Source organism: Sporosarcina sp. SAFN-010, from assembly GCF_059415065.1.
The window spans coordinates 26,252-47,891 of the sequence record NZ_JBPFDS010000019.1; the positions used below are offsets into that span (position 1 = coordinate 26,252).

23 protein-coding genes are annotated in these 21,640 nt (G+C 41.9%); 16 read left to right on the forward strand and 7 right to left on the reverse strand.

Annotation, left to right across the window (positions count from 1 at the left end; genetic code table 11):
* Positions 1 to 43 precede the first annotated feature (43 nt).
* From dnaG to ACR65F_RS16370, 7 genes are all read left to right on the forward strand, one after another.
* Positions 44 to 1,855 (forward strand): DNA primase, encoded by a 1,812-nt coding sequence (gene dnaG, locus ACR65F_RS16340; RefSeq protein ID WP_039041685.1) that lies wholly within the window; start codon positions 44 to 46, stop codon positions 1,853 to 1,855.
* Positions 1,856 to 1,888: 33 nt separating this feature from the next.
* Positions 1,889 to 3,007, forward strand: a complete 1,119-nt coding sequence (gene rpoD, locus ACR65F_RS16345) for an RNA polymerase sigma factor RpoD (RefSeq protein WP_025784778.1) — start codon at positions 1,889 to 1,891, stop codon at positions 3,005 to 3,007.
* A gap of 61 nt (positions 3,008 to 3,068) precedes the next feature.
* The gene (locus ACR65F_RS16350; protein ID WP_039041684.1) at positions 3,069 to 3,626 is read left to right on the forward strand and encodes a hypothetical protein; all 558 of its coding nucleotides are present in this window, start codon (positions 3,069 to 3,071) and stop codon (positions 3,624 to 3,626) included.
* Positions 3,627 to 3,710: 84 nt separating this feature from the next.
* Positions 3,711 to 4,853, forward strand: coding sequence for an acyl-CoA dehydrogenase family protein (locus ACR65F_RS16355; protein WP_039041683.1), 1,143 nt, complete (start codon positions 3,711 to 3,713; stop codon positions 4,851 to 4,853).
* Between the two features lie 145 nt (positions 4,854 to 4,998).
* Positions 4,999 to 5,373, forward strand: coding sequence for a cytochrome c550 (gene cccA / locus ACR65F_RS16360; protein WP_039041682.1), 375 nt, complete (start codon positions 4,999 to 5,001; stop codon positions 5,371 to 5,373).
* Positions 5,374 to 5,516: 143 nt separating this feature from the next.
* On the forward strand, positions 5,517 to 6,215 hold the full coding sequence (locus ACR65F_RS16365; protein ID WP_440505055.1) for a tRNA (adenine(22)-N(1))-methyltransferase: 699 nt from the start codon (positions 5,517 to 5,519) through the stop codon (positions 6,213 to 6,215).
* Positions 6,212 to 7,021, forward strand: a complete 810-nt coding sequence (locus ACR65F_RS16370) for a Nif3-like dinuclear metal center hexameric protein (protein WP_440505056.1) — start codon at positions 6,212 to 6,214, stop codon at positions 7,019 to 7,021. Before ACR65F_RS16365 ends, ACR65F_RS16370 begins: the two co-directional genes overlap by 4 nt.
* A gap of 45 nt (positions 7,022 to 7,066) precedes the next feature.
* Here ACR65F_RS16370 and ACR65F_RS16375 read toward each other — a convergent pair whose 3' ends face one another.
* Positions 7,067 to 8,038, reverse strand: coding sequence for a 4-hydroxy-3-methylbut-2-enyl diphosphate reductase (locus ACR65F_RS16375; RefSeq protein ID WP_039041679.1), 972 nt, complete (start codon positions 8,036 to 8,038; stop codon positions 7,067 to 7,069).
* 66 nt (positions 8,039 to 8,104) lie between these two features.
* Positions 8,105 to 8,590, reverse strand: a complete 486-nt coding sequence (vrrA, locus tag ACR65F_RS16380) for a VrrA/YqfQ family protein (protein ID WP_440505057.1) — start codon at positions 8,588 to 8,590, stop codon at positions 8,105 to 8,107.
* Between the two features lie 114 nt (positions 8,591 to 8,704).
* Between vrrA and ACR65F_RS16385 the strand changes: the two genes are divergently transcribed.
* Complete coding sequence (locus ACR65F_RS16385; RefSeq protein WP_125103617.1) at positions 8,705 to 10,000, forward strand: DEAD/DEAH box helicase; 1,296 nt, start codon at positions 8,705 to 8,707, stop codon at positions 9,998 to 10,000.
* Positions 10,001 to 10,011: 11 nt separating this feature from the next.
* Positions 10,012 to 10,914: a deoxyribonuclease IV gene (locus ACR65F_RS16390; protein WP_440505064.1), complete on the forward strand. Its 903-nt coding sequence runs from the start codon at positions 10,012 to 10,014 to the stop codon at positions 10,912 to 10,914.
* 128 nt (positions 10,915 to 11,042) lie between these two features.
* Here ACR65F_RS16390 and ACR65F_RS16395 read toward each other — a convergent pair whose 3' ends face one another.
* Complete coding sequence (locus ACR65F_RS16395; protein WP_039041677.1) at positions 11,043 to 11,291, reverse strand: hypothetical protein; 249 nt, start codon at positions 11,289 to 11,291, stop codon at positions 11,043 to 11,045.
* A 99-nt stretch (positions 11,292 to 11,390) separates the two neighbouring features.
* Here ACR65F_RS16395 and ACR65F_RS16400 point away from each other — a divergent pair, with 99 nt between their 5' ends.
* From ACR65F_RS16400 to ACR65F_RS16410, 3 genes are read left to right on the forward strand one after another with little or no spacing between them, the layout of a single operon-like run.
* Positions 11,391 to 12,164: a metal ABC transporter ATP-binding protein gene (locus ACR65F_RS16400; protein ID WP_039041676.1), complete on the forward strand. Its 774-nt coding sequence runs from the start codon at positions 11,391 to 11,393 to the stop codon at positions 12,162 to 12,164.
* The gene (locus ACR65F_RS16405) at positions 12,157 to 13,020 is read left to right on the forward strand and encodes a metal ABC transporter permease (RefSeq protein ID WP_440505058.1); all 864 of its coding nucleotides are present in this window, start codon (positions 12,157 to 12,159) and stop codon (positions 13,018 to 13,020) included. Before ACR65F_RS16400 ends, ACR65F_RS16405 begins: the two co-directional genes overlap by 8 nt.
* Positions 13,017 to 13,427 carry a Fur family transcriptional regulator gene (locus tag ACR65F_RS16410; protein ID WP_440505059.1) on the forward strand — a complete coding sequence of 137 codons (411 nt, stop codon included), beginning with the start codon at positions 13,017 to 13,019 and terminating at the stop codon, positions 13,425 to 13,427. The genes ACR65F_RS16405 and ACR65F_RS16410 overlap by 4 nt, the downstream gene beginning before the upstream one ends.
* A gap of 37 nt (positions 13,428 to 13,464) precedes the next feature.
* On the opposite strand, the gene ACR65F_RS16415 is transcribed toward ACR65F_RS16410, so the two are convergent.
* From ACR65F_RS16415 to ACR65F_RS16430, 4 genes are all read right to left on the reverse strand, one after another.
* Positions 13,465 to 14,046, reverse strand: coding sequence for a 5' nucleotidase, NT5C type (locus ACR65F_RS16415; RefSeq protein ID WP_039041673.1), 582 nt, complete (start codon positions 14,044 to 14,046; stop codon positions 13,465 to 13,467).
* On the reverse strand, positions 14,043 to 15,167 hold the full coding sequence (gene ispG, locus ACR65F_RS16420; RefSeq protein ID WP_039041672.1) for a flavodoxin-dependent (E)-4-hydroxy-3-methylbut-2-enyl-diphosphate synthase: 1,125 nt from the start codon (positions 15,165 to 15,167) through the stop codon (positions 14,043 to 14,045). The genes ACR65F_RS16415 and ispG overlap by 4 nt, the downstream gene beginning before the upstream one ends.
* A 92-nt stretch (positions 15,168 to 15,259) precedes the next feature.
* Entirely contained in the window at positions 15,260 to 15,595 is a 336-nt protein-coding gene (locus ACR65F_RS16425) for a protein YqfZ (protein WP_440505060.1), read from the reverse strand.
* Between the two features lie 44 nt (positions 15,596 to 15,639).
* Entirely contained in the window at positions 15,640 to 16,161 is a 522-nt protein-coding gene (locus tag ACR65F_RS16430) for a DUF1189 family protein (protein WP_440505061.1), read from the reverse strand.
* 197 nt (positions 16,162 to 16,358) lie between these two features.
* Between ACR65F_RS16430 and ACR65F_RS16435 the strand changes: the two genes are divergently transcribed.
* The 4 genes from ACR65F_RS16435 (at position 16,359) to ACR65F_RS16450 (ending at position 21,474) form a co-directional block, all read left to right on the forward strand.
* Positions 16,359 to 17,990, forward strand: coding sequence for a Na/Pi cotransporter family protein (locus tag ACR65F_RS16435; protein WP_039041669.1), 1,632 nt, complete (start codon positions 16,359 to 16,361; stop codon positions 17,988 to 17,990).
* A gap of 16 nt (positions 17,991 to 18,006) precedes the next feature.
* Complete coding sequence (locus ACR65F_RS16440; RefSeq protein ID WP_039041668.1) at positions 18,007 to 18,489, forward strand: DUF456 domain-containing protein; 483 nt, start codon at positions 18,007 to 18,009, stop codon at positions 18,487 to 18,489.
* A gap of 84 nt (positions 18,490 to 18,573) precedes the next feature.
* On the forward strand, positions 18,574 to 19,182 hold the full coding sequence (gene sodA / locus ACR65F_RS16445; protein WP_440505062.1) for a superoxide dismutase SodA: 609 nt from the start codon (positions 18,574 to 18,576) through the stop codon (positions 19,180 to 19,182).
* A 105-nt stretch (positions 19,183 to 19,287) separates the two neighbouring features.
* Positions 19,288 to 21,474, forward strand: a complete 2,187-nt coding sequence (locus ACR65F_RS16450) for a peptidoglycan D,D-transpeptidase FtsI family protein (RefSeq protein WP_039041666.1) — start codon at positions 19,288 to 19,290, stop codon at positions 21,472 to 21,474.
* Positions 21,475 to 21,640: the final 166 nt, after the last annotated feature.

Here is a 21,640-nt window from a genome sequence, read left to right on the forward strand (position 1 = left end):
TAATGGATACATCGAATTTAAAGACAGTGAAGATGGTGATGGCATGTCAAAAATTCCTGAACAGACAATAGAGGAGATACGTTCAAAGACGGATATTGTGGATCTAATAGGTGAGCATGTCCGGCTTACAAAGAGAGGAAAGAATTGGTTTGGGTTGTGTCCATTTCATGGAGAAAGTACCCCGTCTTTTTCGGTATCTGAAGATAAACAGCTCTTTCACTGCTTTGGCTGTGGGGCAAGTGGAAACGCAATCACTTTTATAATGGACATTGATAACCGTCCATTTACAGAAGCAGTCGTACAGCTTGCTGAGCGACTTGATATTCCGATTGATGCATCTATTGAGATGGGAAGTGCGTCAGAAAAAGATGTGGCGCACAAACAGATGTATGAAGCCCATGAATTCGCGGCAAACTTCTATAATCACCTCTTGTTAAATACGGTGGAAGGCGAAAAAGCATATCAATATCTTGAACAAAGAGGATTTACAAGGGAAAACATCGAAAAGTATAGTATAGGATGGGCACTTGATGACTGGGAGGCGCTATCTTCCCTTTTACAGCGTCAAGGTTTTGATATGAATGAGATGGAACAAGCAGGACTTGTCATCCAACGAGACAATGGAACTGGATTTTTTGATCGGTTCCGCGGAAGAGTAATGTTTCCACTTTATGACGATCATGGTACAATAGTCGGGTTCTCTGGCAGAGTGCTTGAGAAGACCGAAAAAGACGCGAAGTACCTAAATAGTCCGGAGACTCCTATATTCGAAAAAGGTCGATTGTTGTATAATTTTCACCGTGCACGTCTTAATGCTCGGAAAAAGGGTAATGTAATAGTATTCGAAGGATTTATGGATACGTTGTCTGCGGATCGAAATGGTATTGAAAATACTGTAGCAGTCATGGGGACAGCGTTATCAGATACTCAACTGATCAAGTTGAAGCGGATTACTAACGATCTTATTATTTGTTGTGATGGGGACAACGCAGGTTGGGAAGCTTCTAAACGATTTGCAGAGCTCGTCATGCAGAAAGGGTTTTCTCTTAAGGTTGCAGTACTTCCTAATAAAATGGATCCTGATGATTACATTTCTGAAAATGGAATTGAAGCATTTCAAGAAAAGATTCTGGGTCGTCCTCATTCTTATATGTCTTTCATTATGGCATATGCAAAAAGGTCTAAAAATTTATCACATGAAAATGATGTACTGCAATATATCCATGAAGTGATGGAAGAACTTGCGGGAGTCTTGGCACCGGTAGAAAAAGACATGATGTTGAGACAACTGTCGATGGATACCAATGTTTCGGTTGATGCGCTCGAGCAGCAGTATGCAAAAGCTGCAGGGAAAGCCGTCAGAAAGTCACAACCTGACAGCTTTTCCGAGCCCGTCATGCCGATCATACAACAAAGAAAGCAAAGCCTCTCTGCGACAGGACGTGCACAGAGGCTACTGTTAAGTCATCTGTTGAACGATGGGACCTTATTTGACACGATTCAGAATCACCACGAGGATCTGTTTGTTCATGATGATTACGCTACTATATATATCCATTTAGCGGGATTCTATGAGCAATATGGTGCACCTGATTTTCATCGATTTGCAGAAACGATTGAAGACCGTGAACTCCGAAAGATTGTGTTGGAAGCAGCTGTGATGGAACGGGACCCAGAACACGCAGAGCGGGAAGTGGAAGATTGTGTTTTACATTTAAAGAAACACCGAATTCAACAGCTCATTACGCAAAAAATGCACGAAGCCAAAGATGCAGAAAAAATGAACGATCTACCCGCAGCACTTCAGCTAGCGAGAGAGATCATACAGCTCCGGAAATCATTATCGGCAATGTAAGCCGACCGGCGTACTAAGGAGGAACAGGTTATTATGGCTAAAAAAGAGGAACTAACTGGAGAAACAGAGACAACGTTGGAGGAAGTCAAAGCTGCTTTGCTGGAAACCGGTAAAAAGAGTGGCGAGTTGACAATAGAAGAAGTCACTGAAAAATTGGCTACTTTTGAAATGGAGCCCGACCAGTTTGAAGAGTTCCTCGATCAAATCGAGGCAGCTGGTATTGAGATGGAAGGCAAAGAAGAAAGTTCTGAAGAAGCGCCGGGCAAGCCTGCTGCAGATGAAGAACGGTTCGACCTGAATGACCTGAGCGTTCCGCCGGGTGTGAAAATTAATGATCCCGTCCGCATGTACTTAAAAGAAATTGGCCGTGTTGATTTGCTTACAGGTAAAGAAGAAGTAGCTCTTGCTAAACGTATTATTGCAGGTGAAGAGGAAGCTAAGAAACGCTTAGCAGAAGCTAACTTACGTCTTGTTGTAAGTATTGCAAAACGATATGTAGGAAGAGGTATGCTCTTTTTAGATTTGATCCAAGAAGGAAATATGGGTCTTATTAAAGCCGTTGAAAAGTTTGACCATACAAAAGGTTTTAAGTTTAGTACGTATGCGACATGGTGGATTCGCCAGGCGATTACACGTGCAATCGCAGACCAAGCGAGAACGATCCGTATACCTGTTCACATGGTAGAGACAATTAACAAGCTCATCCGGGTTCAGCGTCAGTTATTGCAAGACTTAGGAAGAGAACCTTCACCTGAGGAAATCGGTGAAGAGATGGAACTGACTCCTGAAAAAGTTCGAGAAATCCTTAAGATTGCACAAGAACCGGTATCACTCGAAACACCGATTGGTGAAGAGGACGATTCGCATTTGGGAGATTTCATTGAAGACTCGGAAGCGCAGTCTCCTTCTGATCATGCAGCTTATGAATTGTTGAAAGAGCAGCTTGAAGATGTTTTGGATACACTGACAGATCGTGAAGAAAATGTCCTTCGATTGCGATTTGGATTAGACGACGGCAGAACTAGAACTCTTGAAGAAGTTGGTAAAGTATTCGGAGTAACTCGTGAGCGGATTCGTCAAATCGAGGCGAAAGCTCTTCGTAAATTACGACATCCTTCTCGTAGTAAGCGTCTGAAAGACTTTTTAGAATAAGAAACTGGCACCGGGCAAATTCCTTGCCGGTGTCTTTTTTCAGTAGAAGGAGAGAACGTTTATGAATGCGCAGCGTAAACGAATCATTATTTCAGAAATACATTATTGGAAAAAGAATCGTCTGTTGCCAGAGCATTATTGTGATTTTTTAATTACGTTATACGCTCAAGGGGATGCAGAAGCAGCGGCGAATGTAAAGATTGAAAAAGCTATTCTGGAAAAAGAGCGGTATTCGGTCACGAAGAAAATGATCATGTTGGTAATTTTAGCAGTAGGTCTTTCCGCTTTGATGTTTACAATTCGCAATTATCCTGTAATTATGATTGCAACTGCATCTATTTTTGTTCTTGGTTTACTAGTCAGGTTAATAATTAGTAAACCATTTCGTTCTGCCCTTATTCCTTTTACATATATTATTTCTGCTTTTATGTTGCTCGCGATATCACTTAAAATATGGTTTGCTTTTTTTGAAGGCGAAACAATGTTGTTAGTAGGCATTCTTATGTTGAATAGCATTTTATGGCTATTTGCAGGTCGTTTGCTCAAGCTATTGTATTTTACGATTTCAGGTGCTGCGGGATTACTGATGATTATCGGATTTTTGCTCATTTCATATTGAGCAAAAATCCTTTTTTTCTGTTAAACTATCAACTAATTCTGTATAATGAAATTTGTAAGCGTTCACAAAAAAGGGGATGTCATAATGGATTTCAATTTATCTACAGAACAACAAATGATACAGCGGACAATTCGGGAGTTTGCAAACGAAGTAGTCGCACCAGGTGCAATTGAGAGGGACCGGACGAATGAATTTCCTGTAGAAATCTTTAAACAACTTTCTGAAATGGGGATGATGGGACTTCCATTTTCAGAAGAGTATGGCGGAGCAGGAGCAGACACAATCAGTTTTGCGATCGTCACTGAAGAATTAAGTCGGGCTTGTGCGTCTACGGGAATTACTTATTCCGCGCACATTTCGCTTGGGGGAGCGCCACTTAACTTATTTGGAACAGAAGAACAAAAACAAAAATATTTACGTCCTATATGTGAAGGAACTTCTTTTGGTGCATTTGGTCTGACTGAACCTAATGCGGGATCAGACGCAGGCGGCACACAAACAACAGCTAAACTTGGAGATGGAACTTATACTATTAATGGTTCAAAAGTATATATCACCAATGCCAGTTATGCTAAGAATCTTGCGCTTACTGCGATTACTGGACAGACAGATAATGGCGGAAAAGAAATTAGTGCGATTATTGTTCCTACAGATGCAGAAGGATTCAAAGTGATAGATAACTACGAAAAGATGGGATTGCACGCCTCTAATACAACTGAACTCGTTATGGAGAATGTACAAGTACCTGAAGAGAATCTACTTGGTAAAAAAGGGAACGGGTTCCGTCAATTTTTAGTAACATTGGATGGTGGACGAATTGGAATTGGAGCAATGGCAGTTGGAATTGCTCAAGCAGCCTATGAACGTGCCATGCAATATGCAAAAGAGCGGAAACAGTTTGGAAAGTCGCTATCTGAGTTCCAGGTGACACAATTTAAGCTAGCAGATATGGCGATGAAAATTGAGCTTGCAAGAAATATGGTCTATAAGGCGGCTTGGTTGAAAGACGAGGGAAAGCAGTTTACAAAAGAAGCTGCGATGTGTAAGTTGTATGCCTCCGAGATTGCAATGGAAGTTGCAGACGAAGCCATTCAAATCCATGGTGGTTATGGGTATATGAGAGAGTACGAAGTTGAAAGATATATGCGTGATGCAAAGTTATTGGAAATTGGAGAAGGAACTTCTGAAGTCCAACATATGGTGATTGCCCGCCAAATTGGCTGTTAACGAAAAAAGTTCACAAAGTATGTCCAAAATGTCACAAAAGAGAAAAGTCTGTTGATAAGTCTTTCGATTTCATCCAGAATACAGTACAATAAGATATGTGCACTATATACTACAGAATCGTTTCTGGTGAAGGAGGTTAAGTTCGTTGAGTAAAAATCCTGTTGTTCCTTATATTTTGATTTTCGCATTAGGTATCGGACTCATTTTCTTCATGTCCATGTATGGTATTGATCAACAAAAAGAGATTGCCGATGCAGATGGCGAAGCAACGGAAGAAGGTTCGAAAGAAGACGAAGGTGCATCTGCTGAATTCGATGCTGAAGCAGTAGCTCAGCAAAAATGTATCGGATGTCACGGTGGAGACCTAAAAGGAGCAGTCGGTCCTAGCCTTCACGGTGAAGACAAAGACGCTAAAGAGCTTCACGAAATCATCAAGAATGGTAAAGGCGGTATGCCTGGTGGACTCGTTCCTGATGAGAACATCGATGCAATGGTCGATTACATTCTAACTCTTAAATGATAATCTAGAGAGCAATCAGTGTGGCGGAACTCCGCTGCCTGATTGCTCTTTTGTTTGATGCGTGCAAAAAAGTCTAATTTTCGATAAGATTAATGGAAGAAGTCGACGACAGTTTGTCCGTCTGCTGAAAGGTGGAACAAAAAGTGAACGCGAAAAATTTATCAGAAAGATTGCGGTTGGTCGCATCATTTGCTGAACAAGGAACTGTCCTTGCAGATATAGGAAGTGACCACGCTTATTTACCATGCTGGCTATTTCAACAAGGGCAAATATCCCGCGCTATTGCAGGAGAAGTTGTAAAAGGACCATTTGAATCTGCGAAGCGAAATGTTGCGAAGGAAGGCTTAACGGATAAGGTTGTTGTGCGTCTCGAAAATGGACTACAAGCTATTTATCCTGATGATGGTGTTGAAACTGTGACCATCGCAGGGATGGGTGGTTCTCTAATTGCCTCTATTTTAGAAAATGACGCGGATAGGTTAACTGGGGTTAAACGAATCATTGTACAGCCGAATATCCATGCAAAGGCAATCCGTGTTTGGGCAGTCAGCAATTCATGGAAAATCTTGAATGAAGCAATTCTGAAAGAGGATCATAAAATCTATGAAGTCCTTGTGCTAGAGCGAGGAGATCAGTCTTATCACCCTGAGGAGTTACTAATGGGTCCACTTCTTTTACGACAACGTTCTGCTGTTTTTCAAGAGAAGTGGCAAGGTGAGCTAAATGAAATATCACGTGTGATCAATGTGTTAACACAGTCTGCGCAATCTGAAGAGGCAAAATCGAAACGTAAGCAATTGAGTGATACGAGGGATATGATTGAGAGGGTGTTGAAGTCATGAAAAACGTGAATGGTCATGAAATCATTCAAGTATTTGAAGAGTGGGCACCGAAAAAATTAGCAATGGAAGGAGATCCAATCGGCTTACATATTGGTCAATTGAATCGTCCGGTTGACACTGTCTTAGTCACATTAGATGTGAACGAAGCAATTGTTGACGAAGCGATCGAGCGTGGAGCGACGCTTATTATCGCACATCACCCACCCTTATTTAGACCTGCGAAACACATTTGGACTGATACACCACAAGGACGAATGATTGAGAAGTGTATCAAGAATGATTTGTCGGTGTATGCAGCTCATACGAACCTAGACATAGCAAATGGCGGGGTCAATGATCTGCTTTCAGAAAAACTAGGGCTCACTCAGATAAAAATCCTTGAACGTACTTCTTTTGAATCTGATCAAGAATATGGCATTGGCCGAGTCGGTAAGCTTGCTTCGAGTATGTCGCTTGAACAGTTTGCCCTCCTTGTGAAGGAGAAGCTAGATGTGCCTGCAGTTAGAATGGTAGGAGATAAAGATCGATTGATTCATAAAGTAGGCGTTTTAGGTGGAGATGGAAACAAATATATACATGCCGCTAAACGTGCTGGAGCAGATGTGTTGGTAACGGGGGATTTGTATTACCATGTCGCCCAAGATGCTGAAGCGATTGACTTATGTATCGTAGATCCGGGTCATAATGTTGAAAAAGTGATGATTCAAGGCGTTGCAGAACATATGGCTGCGAAATGTGAACAACGTAACTACAATGTGACGTTTTTACAATCCCAACAAAATACAGAACCTTTCACCTTTATTTAAAAAAATCCCCCAATTTCTCAACTGAGAAGTGGGGGATTTACTCATTTATACATACGGTTCAATCCGTGTAACGGGTGCTGGTTTCTTAATCTTCGGTAACAGTCGATTTAAGTCAAACTTGCGCTCTGCAATGTGTGTTGACGGATCTGCAGGGTCAAACTTCGTAAGGAATTCGATCACTTCACGAACAATCAATGTAGGTGTAGAAGCACCTGCTGTGACGGCCACGCGTTCAACGCCCTCCAACCAACTTAAATCAATTTCAGAGACATCTGAAATTCGATAGGACGGGGTATTAGCAATTTCAACTGAAACTTGTGTCAAACGATTGGAGTTATTGCTCTTCGGATCACCAACTACAATCAGCAAATCTGCTTCGCCCGCTTGCTCGGCAACTGCTTCTTGTCTAACTTGTGTCGCCATACAAATTTCTTTATGGACTTCGATGTGAGGATATTTCTTTTTCAAGTCTTCCATGAGGTGGATTACGTCCCACTGACTCATAGTTGTCTGATTTGTGACAAGTAATTTGTCGTTTTGAAGAGTTAACTGCTCGATATGCTCGGCATTTTCAACTAAATGAACTCTTCCTGGGGCAACACCAAGAGCGCCTTCAGGTTCCGGATGATGCGCCTTACCAATATAGATGATATCGTAGCCTTCAGCAGTTTTCTCACGAATCAAGTCATGTGTGACAGTTACGTCAGGACACGTAGCGTCGATTGAAACTAGACCTTTTTTACGTGCGAGTTCACGTACTTCAGGAGAGACTCCATGTGCTGTGAATATTACAGTACCTGTTTCGACTTGATTGAGAATCTCGAGACGATTATTTCCTTCTAATGTGATGATGCCATCTTCCTCGAATGCATCCGTCACATGCTTGTTGTGTACAATCATGCCCAATATATAAATCGGTCTCGGCAATGATTCGTCGAGTGCCGCATTTCTAGCAATCACCATTGCATCGACGACCCCGTAACAATAACCCCGCGGGGAAATCTTCATTACTTCCATTTTAAGCTCACTCCTCTAAAGGGATCTACTCCTATTATAGCGGAGATGGCTTAAAGGTTCAAAGTCTTAGATTGGTGGCTGGAACACTTTAGGTATAGAAGGTAGTGGTCCTGAAGCGACTGGCGCTGCCCCGCGTGCAACAGATGCTGCTGCAGATGCTCCTGCTCCTGCTACCCCTGCGTCCGGAAGAGATTGAAATCCTCGATACAATTTCCACATGGCAGGTATGTTTTGAAGCATTGGCGCAAACTGTTGTACCATTGGAGCATATTGTTGAACAGTTGTCATAAAACGATTGGCGGTTTCCATATACATTTCAGGTTTTGAAAGACCAGCCCCTGTAGGTGTTCCACCTTGTGCTTGCTGTTGACCACCAAATCCAGGATCCATCCCAAACGGGGAAGGTTGCTGATTCGCTTGGCCTTGTGTAAATGGTGCCGCAGGTCCCTGCATAAAGGGATTTGCCTGATGAATGTTTCCACGAAACATCTGTTGGCCAGCAGGAGCTTGCCGCTGCTGATTAGCAAATGGATAAAAAGATTGATATCTCATAATTATCTCCTTTCCCAAAGAGTACTTTGTCTATAATGTATCCTATGCGAAAAAAACAACCAGCGGTACAGTTTCGTGCTACAATGAACGAATGAATGATAGGAGGACACGAACATGTCTAGATACACTGATTACCAATTTAAACCGTTTCTTCGCGACGCGATAGAACAATTGGGCTTCACAAGTCCAACCCCCATCCAAAAGGAAATGATTCCGCTCATTTTAAAAGGTCAGAGCGCAATCGGACAAGCACACACAGGAACAGGTAAGTCTCATAGCTTCCTAATTCCAATTTTACAACGCATTAATACAGATGCAGATGAGCTTCAAGCAGTCATCACTGCTCCAACACGGGAGCTTGCTATCCAGTTATTTGATGAGTTGAAAAAACTAACAGCTTCTTCAGAAGTCCGCACAAGTTTATTGATTGGCGGGACGGATAAGAAACGTTCTGCTGACAAATTGAAATCGAATCCTCATTTAGTTGTTGGAACACCTGGACGTATCCGAGATATGTCAGATACAGGTGCGTTATCGATTCATACTGCCCGCATCCTCGTAATCGACGAAGCCGATCTTGCGTTTGATATGGGATTCATTGAAGACATTGACCAGTTTGCAGGAAAAATGCCAAGTGACTTGGAAATGTATGTTTTCTCTGCGACCATTCCAGAAAAACTTAAGCCGTTTCTTGCAAAGTATATGAACTCCCCTGTTCATATTCAGCTCGGCACAAAAAAGCCATTAACAGAAGGCATGCACTATTCGCTCGTTCCGGTACGAGGAATGGATCGCAAAAAGAAACTCTTAAACGTCATCCAGTCAATCAATCCCTATTTGGCGATTATTTTCACCAATACGAAACAAAATGCAGATGAGCTTGCGGGCTATCTTGCTGCGCAAGGTGTGAAGACTGGGAAAATTCATGGTGATTTGAACGCTCGTGAACGGACTCGTATGATGAAACAAATTCGTGACCTTGAATATCAATTCATTGTAGCGACAGACCTAGCAGCACGAGGAATTGATATCCCTGGCGTAAGCCACGTCATCAACTACGAGCTCCCTGAAGACCTAGAGTTCTATATCCACCGTGTTGGACGTACAGCACGTGCTGGTTTGGAAGGGGTAGCTATCACATTATTCGATCCTTCTGAAGATGATGCTATCGTTAAAATCGAGAAAATGGGTATCCCATTCGTACATGAAGATGTGAAAAATGGAGAGTGGACGCAACTGAAAGAGCGTCATTCCAGAAAAAATCGTCCGAAAGAACAGGATGAAATCGACAAGAAGGCTACTGCTTTAATCCGGAAACCAACTAAGGTGAAACCTGGTTATAAAAAGAAGCGGGCTGCGGAAGTGGATCGCTTTAAAAAGCGTGAAAGGAGAATGAATAAGAAAAAATGAGTGAACAACCTATATTAATCGGTTCCCATGTATCGATGAGTGGGAAGGACATGTTACTTGGTTCAAGTAAGGATGCTCTCGAATTTGGTGCTTCGACTTTCATGATTTATACAGGAGCTCCACAAAACACGCGACGTAAACCAATTGAAGAGTTGAACATTGCTGCAGGGCAAGCTCATATGATGGAGCACGGACTATCCTCTATGGTCGTCCATGCGCCTTATATCATTAACATCGCAAATACCGTGAAACCTGAAACGTTCCGCCTGGGCGTTGATTTCTTACAAGAAGAGATTCGACGGACAGCAGCACTTGGAGCAAACCAGATCGTATTGCATCCAGGGGCACACGTAGGTGAAGGCGTTGACAAGGGCATTGCAAAAATCATCGAAGGTTTGAATGAAGTCTTATCTGAAGATGCCGATGTCAAGATCGCGCTGGAAACAATGGCAGGTAAGGGCACTGAATGCGGAAGAAGCTTTGAAGAACTTGCGATGATTTTTGATGGCGTTAAAAATAACGATCGTCTCTCAGTTTGTTTTGACACGTGTCACGTCCATGATGCAGGATATGATATTGTTAACGATTTTGAAGGTGTGCTGGAAGAATTTGATCACTACATTGGTAGAAATCGAATTTCAGTTATCCACGTCAATGATAGTAAGAACGTCCGTGGGGCAGGGAAAGACCGTCATGAAAACGTGGGCTTCGGCCACATCGGTTTTGAACCACTGCACTATATCGTTCATCACCCATCATTCACAAACGTTCCAAAAATACTTGAAACCCCATTCATTGGTACGGACAAGAAAAACAAAACAGCACCATACAAAGAAGAAATCATGATGCTGAAAAGTGGGGAGTTCACCACTAAATATCGTGACGCATTATTGAACGAAGAGACTAACGTTTAATAGTTGTCGTTTTTATTGGTGAATAGTTGTGGAAATGCTAATAAATCATCACAGTTTAAAATACTTGTTCCTAAAGAAAAAGACTGTCGAGCAAATCAGTAGTAACTGATTTGCTCGGCAGTCTCTTCTTACTTTCGCATATTTAAATAATCCTCCAACAACTGATTCGTACGTTTCTGTCCTAAAATCCGCTCCACCTTTGAAATAAAACTCTCAGGAACCCCTGTTAAAATCCAATGCATGGAGATCTCATCTAATAAAGGTCTAAGCATTCTGATTTCCTCAACAGTAAAATCTAATCCATACGACTTGGACATCTTCAACATCTCTTCATCGCTTCTTTTTTTCATTTCCAGTAGCAATCGTGTGTAATCCAAATTGTCACCTAGCTTTCTTTAAATTTGTAAGCCCGCGCCATTTCGTTTATAATCATTGGAGTGAATCGTAATCATTACTATTAATAGAAGGATGGTTGTATGCAAGAAAGTCTAGTGAAATTAACAGATGTAACTTTTAATTATGGAAATTCATCGGTGTTGAAAGATATCACCTTATCTGTGAAACCAGGTGAATTTTGGGCACTTATTGGTCCGAACGGATCTGGGAAATCGACGCTCATTAAAATTCTATTAGGATTGTTAAAGCCGAATAAAGGATCAGTGGAACTATTCGGGGAGCCGATTTCTTCAGTCAGCCACAAAGAACGAATCGGCTACGTTTCCCAAAAATCAAATTCTTTCAATAGCGGATTTCCAGCAACTGTTCTGGAAGTTGTGAGAAGTGGTTTGACGAAAAAAACAGGATTGTTAAAGCGGTTTTCAAAAGCGGATACAGAAGCTGCTATGAATGCACTTCTTGAGGTGGATATGAGAGAATTCGCTGATCGTAATATAGGTGAGCTCTCTGGAGGACAGCAACAGCGTGTCTTCATAGCAAGAGCACTTGCGGCAAAACCAGAACTGCTCATCATGGACGAACCTACTGTCGGGGTGGACCAGCAAAACTCGGCTTCTTTCTATTCTATGCTTGAAAAATTGAATCGTGACAATGGCATAGCCATTATTTTAGTTTCTCATGAAATTGACCTTGTGACTGATCTTGCTTCACACGTTGCCTGTTTGAATCGGACGATGCACTTCCATGGTGGAAGAAGAGACTTTGCGAAGCTGAATGATAACGATCTATCACGATGGTATGGTCATTCTGTCCGTCTCGTTCATCAGAAGGAAGGAGACACTTCCAATGATTGATGCATTATTTACTTATGAATTCCTACAGAATGCGTTTTTCTCAGGTTTAATTATCGGAGTGATTGCACCAATGCTTGGGCTCTTCATCGTTGTTAGGCGTCTTGCTCTAATTGCTGATGCACTAAGCCATGTCTCGCTTGCGGGGATTGCAGGAAGCTTGTATTTAAGTCAGCAAGTGTTGTTTTTCGCAGGACTCAATCCGATTTATTTAGGTATGGCAGCTGCAGTGGGCGGCTCGCTCTTAATCGAGAGATTGCGTAGGGTTTATCGCAATTTTGAAGAACTTGCAATTCCAATCATACTCTCAGCAGGTATTGGATTCGGAGCGATATTCATTTCCTTAGCTAAAGGATTTGGTGCGGACCTCGTAGGTTATTTGTTCGGTTCGGTCTCTGCAGTAAGCAGACAAGACTTACTAGTTGTCTCAATTCTTGCAGTCGGAGTGTTTGCATTCATTTATTTGTTCTACAAAGAATTGTTTACGTTATCCTTCGATGCGGATTATTCTCAAGCATCAGGCATTAAAGGACGCTGGATTCAAATGTTTTTCATGGTGCTCACGGCGCTAGTGATTGGAGCTTCGATGCGGATTGTCGGAATTCTTCTTGTATCGTCTCTTATGACCCTACCAGTTGCCGCTGCAATTCAAGTGGCAAAAAGCTTTAAATCAGCCATGTTACTGTCAATTCTTTTTGGGGAAGTATCCGTCGTTACCGGGCTATTCACTGCCTATCACTTGGATATTGCACCTGGAGGTACGATCGTAGTGACGGCAATACTCATCTTACTACTTGTGTTAATGGGTAAACGTTTGACGGGGCAAAGTACAGTGAGAAGGAAGGGGGAAGTACTGTGAATGTAGAAAAAGCTTGGGAAACGTTGAAGGAACATTCTTACAAGCGAACAAAAAATAGAGAAGCGATTTTAGAGTTTCTTGCAGAGCGAGATGGATATACTGCTGCAATGGATGTTGGTGAATTTCTGAAGAAAGACAATCCCGGAGTGAGCTTTGATACAATTTACAGAAACTTAACCACTTTTGCGGAACTTGATATTTTGGAAGAAACTGATCTGAATGGGGAACGTCAATATCGGATGCACTGTGACCCGGGCGTTCATCACCATCACTTTATTTGTACGGTATGTGGCAAAACGAAACACATACCGTCGTGTCCGATGGATCACATCGCAGTTAACTTACCTGGAGTGGAAATTCAAGGGCATAAGTTTGAAGTGTACGGGAAATGTCCTCAATGCCAATAAGAAAAGGAAAGGCTCAAAAAATGAGCCTTTCCTTTTTTTAGTTCACTCGAGTTGTAAAGAAGTTGTGCTGTATCCACTCATTAGCTTCGTTCCAGTTATTGACCCTGATGACACCATTCGGAATAGGATTCCGATTATATGGAGTGTCAAAAAGGATGACAGGAATATCAAGTTCCTCGTGGAGGTCGACAGCATTATCGTGTTTGTCTTCGAAAAACACGTCTGTACCAAATTTGCGTGCAGTTTCAATTTTACGATGACTGCCGATAAGTTCGACATGGTCATAGGGGAGTTGCTCACGTTCAAACCATTTCATCGTCGCATCCATCACTTCAGAACCGCGGGCAGAGATGTAATACAGCTCTGCTTGCTTCTGCCAGTCTGTCAAAAATTGTTTAGCTTGTTCTTGCGTGGAGGATGTTAGACAAATCTCTGGTTCAGCTTCTTTGTACCACTTGTAAAATTCGGTAGGATCGACATCGAAAGCAGTTGTCAGATCATATTCCTTAATATCATCTAAAACGAGCTCGCAACCGAACTTTTTATTAATATGCGGAAGTAGAGAGGATGGAGTCGTTACAGTTCCGTCAATATCGATACCGAATCGATAGTTTTTCACTTAGAGGTTCCACTTTCTTCAAGCAGTTCTTCTTGTCTCTTTTTTTCGAAGTACTCTTCCGCAAGTTTATCAATTTCGATTTTCAATTCCTCGACCATTGTCTCTTCAGGAACCTTACGTACTGTTTTTCCGTGCATGAACAGAAGTCCTTCGCCGCGAGCACCTGCGATTCCGATATCCGCTTCTCGTGCTTCACCTGGTCCGTTCACTGCACAACCAAGAACTGCTACTTTAAGAGGTGCTTTGATGTGTGAGATATATTCTTCCACTTCGTTTGCAATGGATATCAAGTCAATTTCTATACGTCCACAAGTTGGGCATGAAATGAGAGTAGCTGCGTTCGATGAAAGACCGAATACTTTCAATAACTCACGTGCCACTTTAACTTCTTGTACGGGGTCAGCACTCAAGGATACACGCATGGTGTTACCAATGCCTGCTGATAGTAACGCTCCGAGACCTGCAGAACTCTTAATGGAACCGGTAAATAGTGTACCGGACTCAGTAATTCCAAGGTGAAGCGGATAGTCGAATGCAGCTGCAGCTTTCTTATAAGCTTCGATTGCCAAGTTCACATCTGACGCTTTCAACGACACGATGATGTCATGGAAATCGAGGTCTTCAAGGATTTTAATGTGGTGCAAGGCACTTTCAACCATTCCGTCAGCTGTTGGGTAGCCATATTTCTCAAGGATTTTCTTCTCAAGAGATCCGGCGTTTACACCGATTCGAATAGGAATTCCTTTTGCTTTAGCTGCATTAACAACAGCTTCCACTTTTGCTTGCTTCCCGATGTTACCAGGATTAATACGAATCTTATCAGCACCTTGTTCAATCGCAATCAGTGCTAGTTTATAGTTAAAGTGAATATCGACAACGAGTGGAATGTTAATCTGTGCTTTAATCGCGCCGATTGAGTAAGCTGCGCGCTCATCTGGGCAAGCAACGCGGACAATCTGAACACCTGCTTCTTCCAAACGCTTGATTTCTGCAACAGTTGCTTCCACGTCATGTGTTTTAGTCGTTGTCATACTTTGGATGAATAGTTCGTTACTTCCACCAATTGTAAGATTCCCGACTTTAACAGGACGAGTGTTGGATCGATGTATCATTTCAGTCATTATTTTCTCTCCTTACTTCGAATTACTACTGTTTACTATTGTACATTTTATCAATCATTGTGCTAAAAAGACAAGGAACTGCCCTCCGGACTCTATTGTTTTGAGCAAAATGTGACGGTTTCACTACTAAGTGGAATTTCAATCTGCTCTCCACCTACAATGTCCTGAAGCTGTAAATGAGGGTTTAGTTGATAGAAAACTGTCAATCGATCAATGAAAGGCATACTTGGATCAGGATAAAGTGCAAATAACGTTTCGATTGTATCACCTTGAACCGTTGTGACAACAATAGATACAGGCTTGTCCACTTCTTCACAAGTGGGTTCATCTGATGCAAAAGCTGCAAGTTGAATCGTGCCTTCTGTCAAATCAATTTTCAGCATATGGATAAGCGCGAATACAGCTAGCGCGGTAATTAGTAGTCTCATAAGAAAAGCCCCCCTTCGCTCACGATATGCACGAAGGAAGACAATTATGCGCGCGTTACTTTTGCTTGAGGCTGTTTCGGATAATAGTTTGTAGCCAATGCTAAATACACAATATGGATAATCGCGGTAAGTGGGAAATTAAAGGCGCTTTCAACATGAAAGATATCAAGTACTAAAGAAACTAAAATAGGGACAGTAATTGAAACAGCAGAAGTACGCCACATATGCCTGTATTCTCCGCGACGTTTGAAAATTTTCAAAAGTCCAAGCCCAACAAGCCCGAAGAAACTAACTCGGATGAATAAATAAAACGTACTAATGACAAGCTGAAGGACAAATGCCATAGGATAGAGCAAACCACCGACAGTTGCTGCGTAATCGATCAATTCTTGAGAAGAGCCGAACAAATCAATATCTCCCGTAAGGAATCGTATAAAAGACACCAAGGTTGATAGAATTACAAATAGAAATACGTATTGAAATACTTTTCCGATAGGTAGCAATCGGAAAGCTGCGAGTTTTTTTGGCTCGTAGATGGAAGCAAAAAACAATTGATAGTTCTTCAAAACGTTGACTCCTTTCTGGGTATATCGCTAGTTTAGCATCGGTACTATAAAATTGGGTAGGGATTGTCACAACATTAGCCAGTTTAGCATGTCAAATGTTAAGGGATTGTAAAGATTGACCGTTGTCTATTTACATATGAGAAGTCGGCGACAATAATAGGGGAGTATACATATCGTTATTGGAGGTTGCGCATTACATGGATATTAATTGGCAGGAAGTGGCGTTTCAATTTCTTGGTGGACTAGGTATATTTCTTTTCGCCATTAAATACATGGGGGACGGTCTTCAGAAAGTAGCTGGAGATAGGCTACGTTCTATTCTCGACCGTTTTACAACGAACCCGTTCATGGGTGTACTAGTCGGAATTATTGTGACGGTTCTGATTCAGTCAAGTTCAGGTACGACCGTTATTACCGTTGGGCTCGTTAGTGCGGGGTTCATGAAACTGAGACAAGCAATCGGTGTTATTATGGGTGCCAATATAGGTACAACCGTTACGGCATTCATCATCGGATTGGACGTAGGTGCTTATGCGTTGCCAATCATGGCGGTTGGTGCGTTCATGATATTCTTCATCCCGAAACTGACGGTTAAACATTTTGGTGAGGTTGTATTCGGGTTTGGAGGCCTGTTCCTAGGGCTCGAACTAATGAGTGAAGGGATGGTGCCTTTACGATCACTTGAGTCGTTTACTGATTTGACCGTTTCGATGGCAGACCACCCGATGCTTGGAGTGGTTGCAGGTACGGTGTTTACCTTAATCGTTCAGAGTTCCAGTGCGACTGTAGGGATCTTGCAAGGCTTATATGCGGAAAATCTTATCGATTTGAAAGCTGCATTGCCTGTTTTGTTTGGTGACAATATCGGAACTACGATAACTGCAATTTTAGCAGCAATAGGCGCATCTGTTGCTGCCCGTCGTGCGGCTGCAACCCACGTTTTGTTCAATATTCTTGGTGCGGCCATATTCATGATCCTCCTCGTTCCTTTCACTGCTTACGTGGAATGGATAACGAGTACGTTCGGAATTGACAAGAAGATGCAAATTGCGTTCGCCCATGGTTCATTTAACGTGGTGAACACAGCAATCCAGTTTCCGTTCATCGGTGCTTGGGCGTACTTTGTAACGAAACTAATTCCTGGTGAAGATGTGACGATTGAATATAAACCGAAACATTTGGATCCTCATTTCATTACTCAGTCTCCAGCCGTTGCGATTGGACAAGCAAAAGAAGAAATCATTCGTATGGGTTCGTTCGCTGTCCAAGGATTAGAAGAAACATTCGAATACTTGAAGAGCAGTAAGAAGGGCCATGCAGAGACTGCGTATCAAATTGAAGATGCCATTAATAATTTGGACCGTAAAATCACGGATTATCTAGTTGAGATTTCTGCTGTCAATATCTCGCCGGTTGAATCCGTCCGTCACGTCATGTTGATGGATACGGTTCGTGACATCGAGAGAATTGGAGATCACTTTGAGAATATCATTGAACTCATTGACTTTAGAGAAGTTAATAAGGTAAAGCTTTCTGAAGATGCTCTAGAAGAACTTTCAGAGATGTTTGCACTGACTATTGGTACAGTACAAAAAGCAGTGGATTCCTTAGATACGAACGATTGGGAGCTTGCACGTACTGTTGCTAAACAAGAAGAGTTAATCGACAAAATGGAACGCAAATGTAGAAAGAGCCATATTATTCGTCTGAATGAAGGTGGCTGTTCTGCGCAAGCTGGTATTGTATTTGTAGATATTGTCTCTAACTTGGAAAGAATCGGAGATCATGCTGTCAATATTGCAGAAGCGGTTTTAGGAAAACGCGCATAAGGGAGGAGAAAGTCGGATGGAATGGATTGCATGGATTGTAGCAAGTCTGTTTTTCGTTGTTGCTTTTATTGGTTTAATCTATCCGGTGATTCCTTCTGTTCTCTTCATCATTGGCGGCTTTTTGCTCTATGGGCTAATTGATACATTCAGTTCCATGGGATGGCTGTTCTGGACAATACAAATTTTATTCACTATTTTGTTGTTTGGAGCAGATACGATTGCAAACCTTTTCGGTATAAAACGTTTTGGAGGATCTAATGCTGGAGGATGGGGGAGTACGATTGGTCTTCTCATTGGGCCATTCGTCATTCCGGTCGCTGGAATTCTAATTGGACCATTCCTTGGTGCTGTTTTTGCGGAATTACTCATTACGCGTGCTGGTTTTAAACAAGCCTTTCGTTCAGGAATTGGCTCGTTGATCGGATTTTTAACATCTGTTATCGTCAAAGGCATTGTCATGATTGTTATGATCGGTATTTTCATCTTCTTCGTCACATAAAAGACAAGATAATTGAATGCCTATGGGAAGTTTGATAATCTTGAAAGGTAGGAAAGAATTCAATCATTCAAGGAGGAATTGGAAATGGCTTACAAATTACCTGAATTGCCTTATGCATATGATGCACTAGCACCACACATCGACAAAGAAACGATGGAGATTCACCACACGAAGCATCATAATACGTACGTTACCAATGTAAATAATGCATTGGAAGGACATGCTGATCTTGCTGCAAAATCTGTTGAAGAGCTTATCTCAGATTTGAATGCAGTTCCTGAAGATATCCGTACTGCAGTTCGCAATAATGGCGGAGGTCATGCGAACCACTCCTTATTCTGGACACTTCTTTCACCAAACGGTGGCGGAGCGCCAACTGGTACTCTAGCTGAAGCAATTGACAAGAAGTTCGAAAGCTTAGACAAATTCAAAGAAGAGTTTGCGAATGCTGCAAAAACTCGCTTTGGTTCTGGATGGGCTTGGCTCGTTCTTGATAACGGCGAACTTTCAATCATGTCTACACCAAACCAAGACTCTCCATTAATGGAAGGTAAGACTCCACTTCTTGGGCTTGACGTTTGGGAGCATGCTTATTACTTAAACTATCAAAACCGTCGTCCTGATTACATTTCAGCATTTTGGAATGTTGTTAACTGGGATGAAGTACAAAAGCTTTACACAGAAAATAAGTAAGTGATTGATGCAACCAAGCACACATCTTGTTCGTCAAGATGTGTGCTTTTTCTTTTTTAATGCTATAATTCATTTGATGTGCACCTAATGAAGGAGGAGGAAAACGTGAGGAAAAATCAGCGTAAAGTCGATCAGGCAAAAGTCCGCCAGCGCAAATTGACTTCCTTCAGAATGAACTTTTTATTCTTTTCTATATTCGTTTTGTTTTCGTTGCTAATTTTTCGTTTAGGATATTTGCAAATTGTTAAAGGGGAAGACTATAAGCGTGAGTTAGAACGTACAGAAGAAATCGCAGTGAACACTAGTGTTCCAAGAGGCCGGATTTTTGATCGGAGCGGTCATTTGCTCGTAGATAACGAACCACGAAATGCGATTACATATACGAAGACAACTTCTACAACGTCTGAAGACATGTTGAAAACTGCTAAAAAGCTTGCAAAGTTAATTGACAAACCTACGACGCGAGTAACTCTAGGTGACAAAAAAGACTTTTGGATCCTGTTACATCCTGATGAAGCGCTAGATAAAGTTACAAAGAAGGAACAATTGGCGCTTCAAAATGACGAATCCATCTCAAAAAAGGAAGCGCAACGCGAAATCACGAAAATGACACGGGACCGCATTACAGACGAAGAAATGGATTCGTTTACAGATAGTGAGCTTGAAGTTCTCGCGATTTATCGGGAAATGATGTCAGGATATGCCTATACTCCACAAATCGTTAAGAGTGAAGAAGTGACTGATACGGAATTCGCAACGGTCTCTGAACAACTGGGATCACTTCCTGGAGTCAATACGACAACAGATTGGGAACGCGTCAAGATGTCAGATAGCGCGATCCTTGGAACAACGACTAGCCCTCTAGAAGGAATTCCTAAAACAGATCTGGACTACTTCCTTTCACGTGGTTATTCGCGGAATGACAGGGTAGGCAAAAGCTACATTGAACGTTATTATGAAGATTTGCTAAAAGGTCAGAAAACAGTTGTGAAAAATATTAAGGATAGAACCGGCAAAGTCGTAGAAACCAAAACCGTTCGTGAAGGGGAACCAGGAAAAGATCTGATGTTGACATTAGATCAGGAACTGCAATCCCATCTGGAAAAAATTGTAGAAGATAATTTACTGAAAGCAAAAAGAATGGGTGGTTCTCAATTTTTAGATCGAGCCTTCTTAGTGATGATGGACCCAAATACAGGTGAAGTATTATCCATGGTTGGCAAAAAGATTGTGAAAGACAAAGAAACGGGTAAACTAACTGTACAAGACTACACATTTGGTACGTTCAGTACGTCATATGAAGTTGGGTCGACTATGAAGTTGGCTACTGTGTTAAGTGGTTATCAGCATGATGTATTGAGTTTAGGAGAAAGGAAAATTGATGAGCCTATTTATGTAGGTAAACAACGCAAAGCATCTCTTTTTAACCAAAATTCTCGCGTTTCCGTTGACGACATTGAAGCACTTGGACGCTCCTCCAACGTGTATATGTTCAAAATTGCAATGGATATAGCAAACTATAATTATGTAAAAGGCGGTAGCTTAAAAATCGATTTTGATGCATTCAACAAATTACGAGACAGTTATGCCTCGTTTGGTTTGGGTGTCAAAACAGGAATCGATTTGCCGGGCGAAGTGTCGGGGTCTTCACCAGAGCCAAACCGTAAAGAGCCTGGTAAGCTACTCGACTTATCGATTGGCCAGTATGATACGTACACGCCTCTGCAACTCGCGCAGTATGTTTCCACTGTTGCAAATGGTGGATATAGAATTGCACCACAAGTACTGAAGGCTGTATATGATCCTTCAAAAGATGGAAAAGAATTCGGAGCTCTCTTGGAACAGAACGATCCGAAGATTCTCAACCGAATTGATAATACCCCTGAAGAAATTGAACGAGTTAAAAAAGGGATGCATTATACGTACTATCAACCCAAAGGGACTGCGTACAACATTTTCCAAGGTGAAGATTTCGATGCTGCAGGGAAAACGGGTACTGCGCAGGCAGGGTATTATGAGGGCGAAGATCGATCACTATGGGGGACTCAAACAATTTCTGTTGCTCACGTAGGTTTTGCTCCGTATGAAAACCCTGAAATTGCATATTCTGTTATTGTGCCGCACGTATCAACATATACAAAAGGTTATGCACATCCGAACAATGATATTGCCCAAGCGGCTGTCAAAGAGTATTTTGCACTTAAGAAAAAACGGGCTGAGTCTGAAATCTTTTCTACAGAAACACCGACTATTAAGCCGTCGTTAGAAGTGGAAGCAGGAACTAAAAAATAAAATTTCAAAACAAAAAGACAAGCTTAGTATCACTAAGCTTGTCTCAGACTGTAGACAAACTCCAGTAATCACGGGGTTTGCCTACAGTTTTTTTCTTTTACAATAGTATTAACTAGAAAAAGTTGATTTCCGCTGCGAGCGGACGCTTTCCGAGGGGCTTGCTCTC

Bases quoted from the DNA above. Each gene is read 5' to 3' on its own strand.
- ACR65F_RS16435 (WP_039041669.1), top strand. From the start codon at position 16,359: ATGGATATTAATTGGCAGGAAGTGGCGTTTCAATTTCTTGGTGGACTA.
- ACR65F_RS16370 (WP_440505056.1), top strand. From the start codon at position 6,212: ATGAAAAACGTGAATGGTCATGAAATCATTCAAGTATTTGAAGAGTGG.
- dnaG (WP_039041685.1), top strand. From the start codon at position 44: ATGTCAAAAATTCCTGAACAGACAATAGAGGAGATACGTTCAAAGACG.
- rpoD (WP_025784778.1), top strand. From the start codon at position 1,889: ATGGCTAAAAAAGAGGAACTAACTGGAGAAACAGAGACAACGTTGGAG.
- ACR65F_RS16400 (WP_039041676.1), top strand. From the start codon at position 11,391: ATGCAAGAAAGTCTAGTGAAATTAACAGATGTAACTTTTAATTATGGA.
- ACR65F_RS16405 (WP_440505058.1), top strand. From the start codon at position 12,157: ATGATTGATGCATTATTTACTTATGAATTCCTACAGAATGCGTTTTTC.
- ACR65F_RS16425 (WP_440505060.1), bottom strand. From the start codon at position 15,595: ATGAGACTACTAATTACCGCGCTAGCTGTATTCGCGCTTATCCATATG.
- ACR65F_RS16375 (WP_039041679.1), bottom strand. From the start codon at position 8,038: ATGGAAGTAATGAAGATTTCCCCGCGGGGTTATTGTTACGGGGTCGTC.
- ACR65F_RS16385 (WP_125103617.1), top strand. From the start codon at position 8,705: ATGTCTAGATACACTGATTACCAATTTAAACCGTTTCTTCGCGACGCG.
- ACR65F_RS16440 (WP_039041668.1), top strand. From the start codon at position 18,007: ATGGAATGGATTGCATGGATTGTAGCAAGTCTGTTTTTCGTTGTTGCT.
- vrrA (WP_440505057.1), bottom strand. From the start codon at position 8,590: ATGAGATATCAATCTTTTTATCCATTTGCTAATCAGCAGCGGCAAGCT.
- ispG (WP_039041672.1), bottom strand. From the start codon at position 15,167: ATGACTGAAATGATACATCGATCCAACACTCGTCCTGTTAAAGTCGGG.
- ACR65F_RS16355 (WP_039041683.1), top strand. From the start codon at position 3,711: ATGGATTTCAATTTATCTACAGAACAACAAATGATACAGCGGACAATT.
- sodA (WP_440505062.1), top strand. From the start codon at position 18,574: ATGGCTTACAAATTACCTGAATTGCCTTATGCATATGATGCACTAGCA.
- ACR65F_RS16350 (WP_039041684.1), top strand. From the start codon at position 3,069: ATGAATGCGCAGCGTAAACGAATCATTATTTCAGAAATACATTATTGG.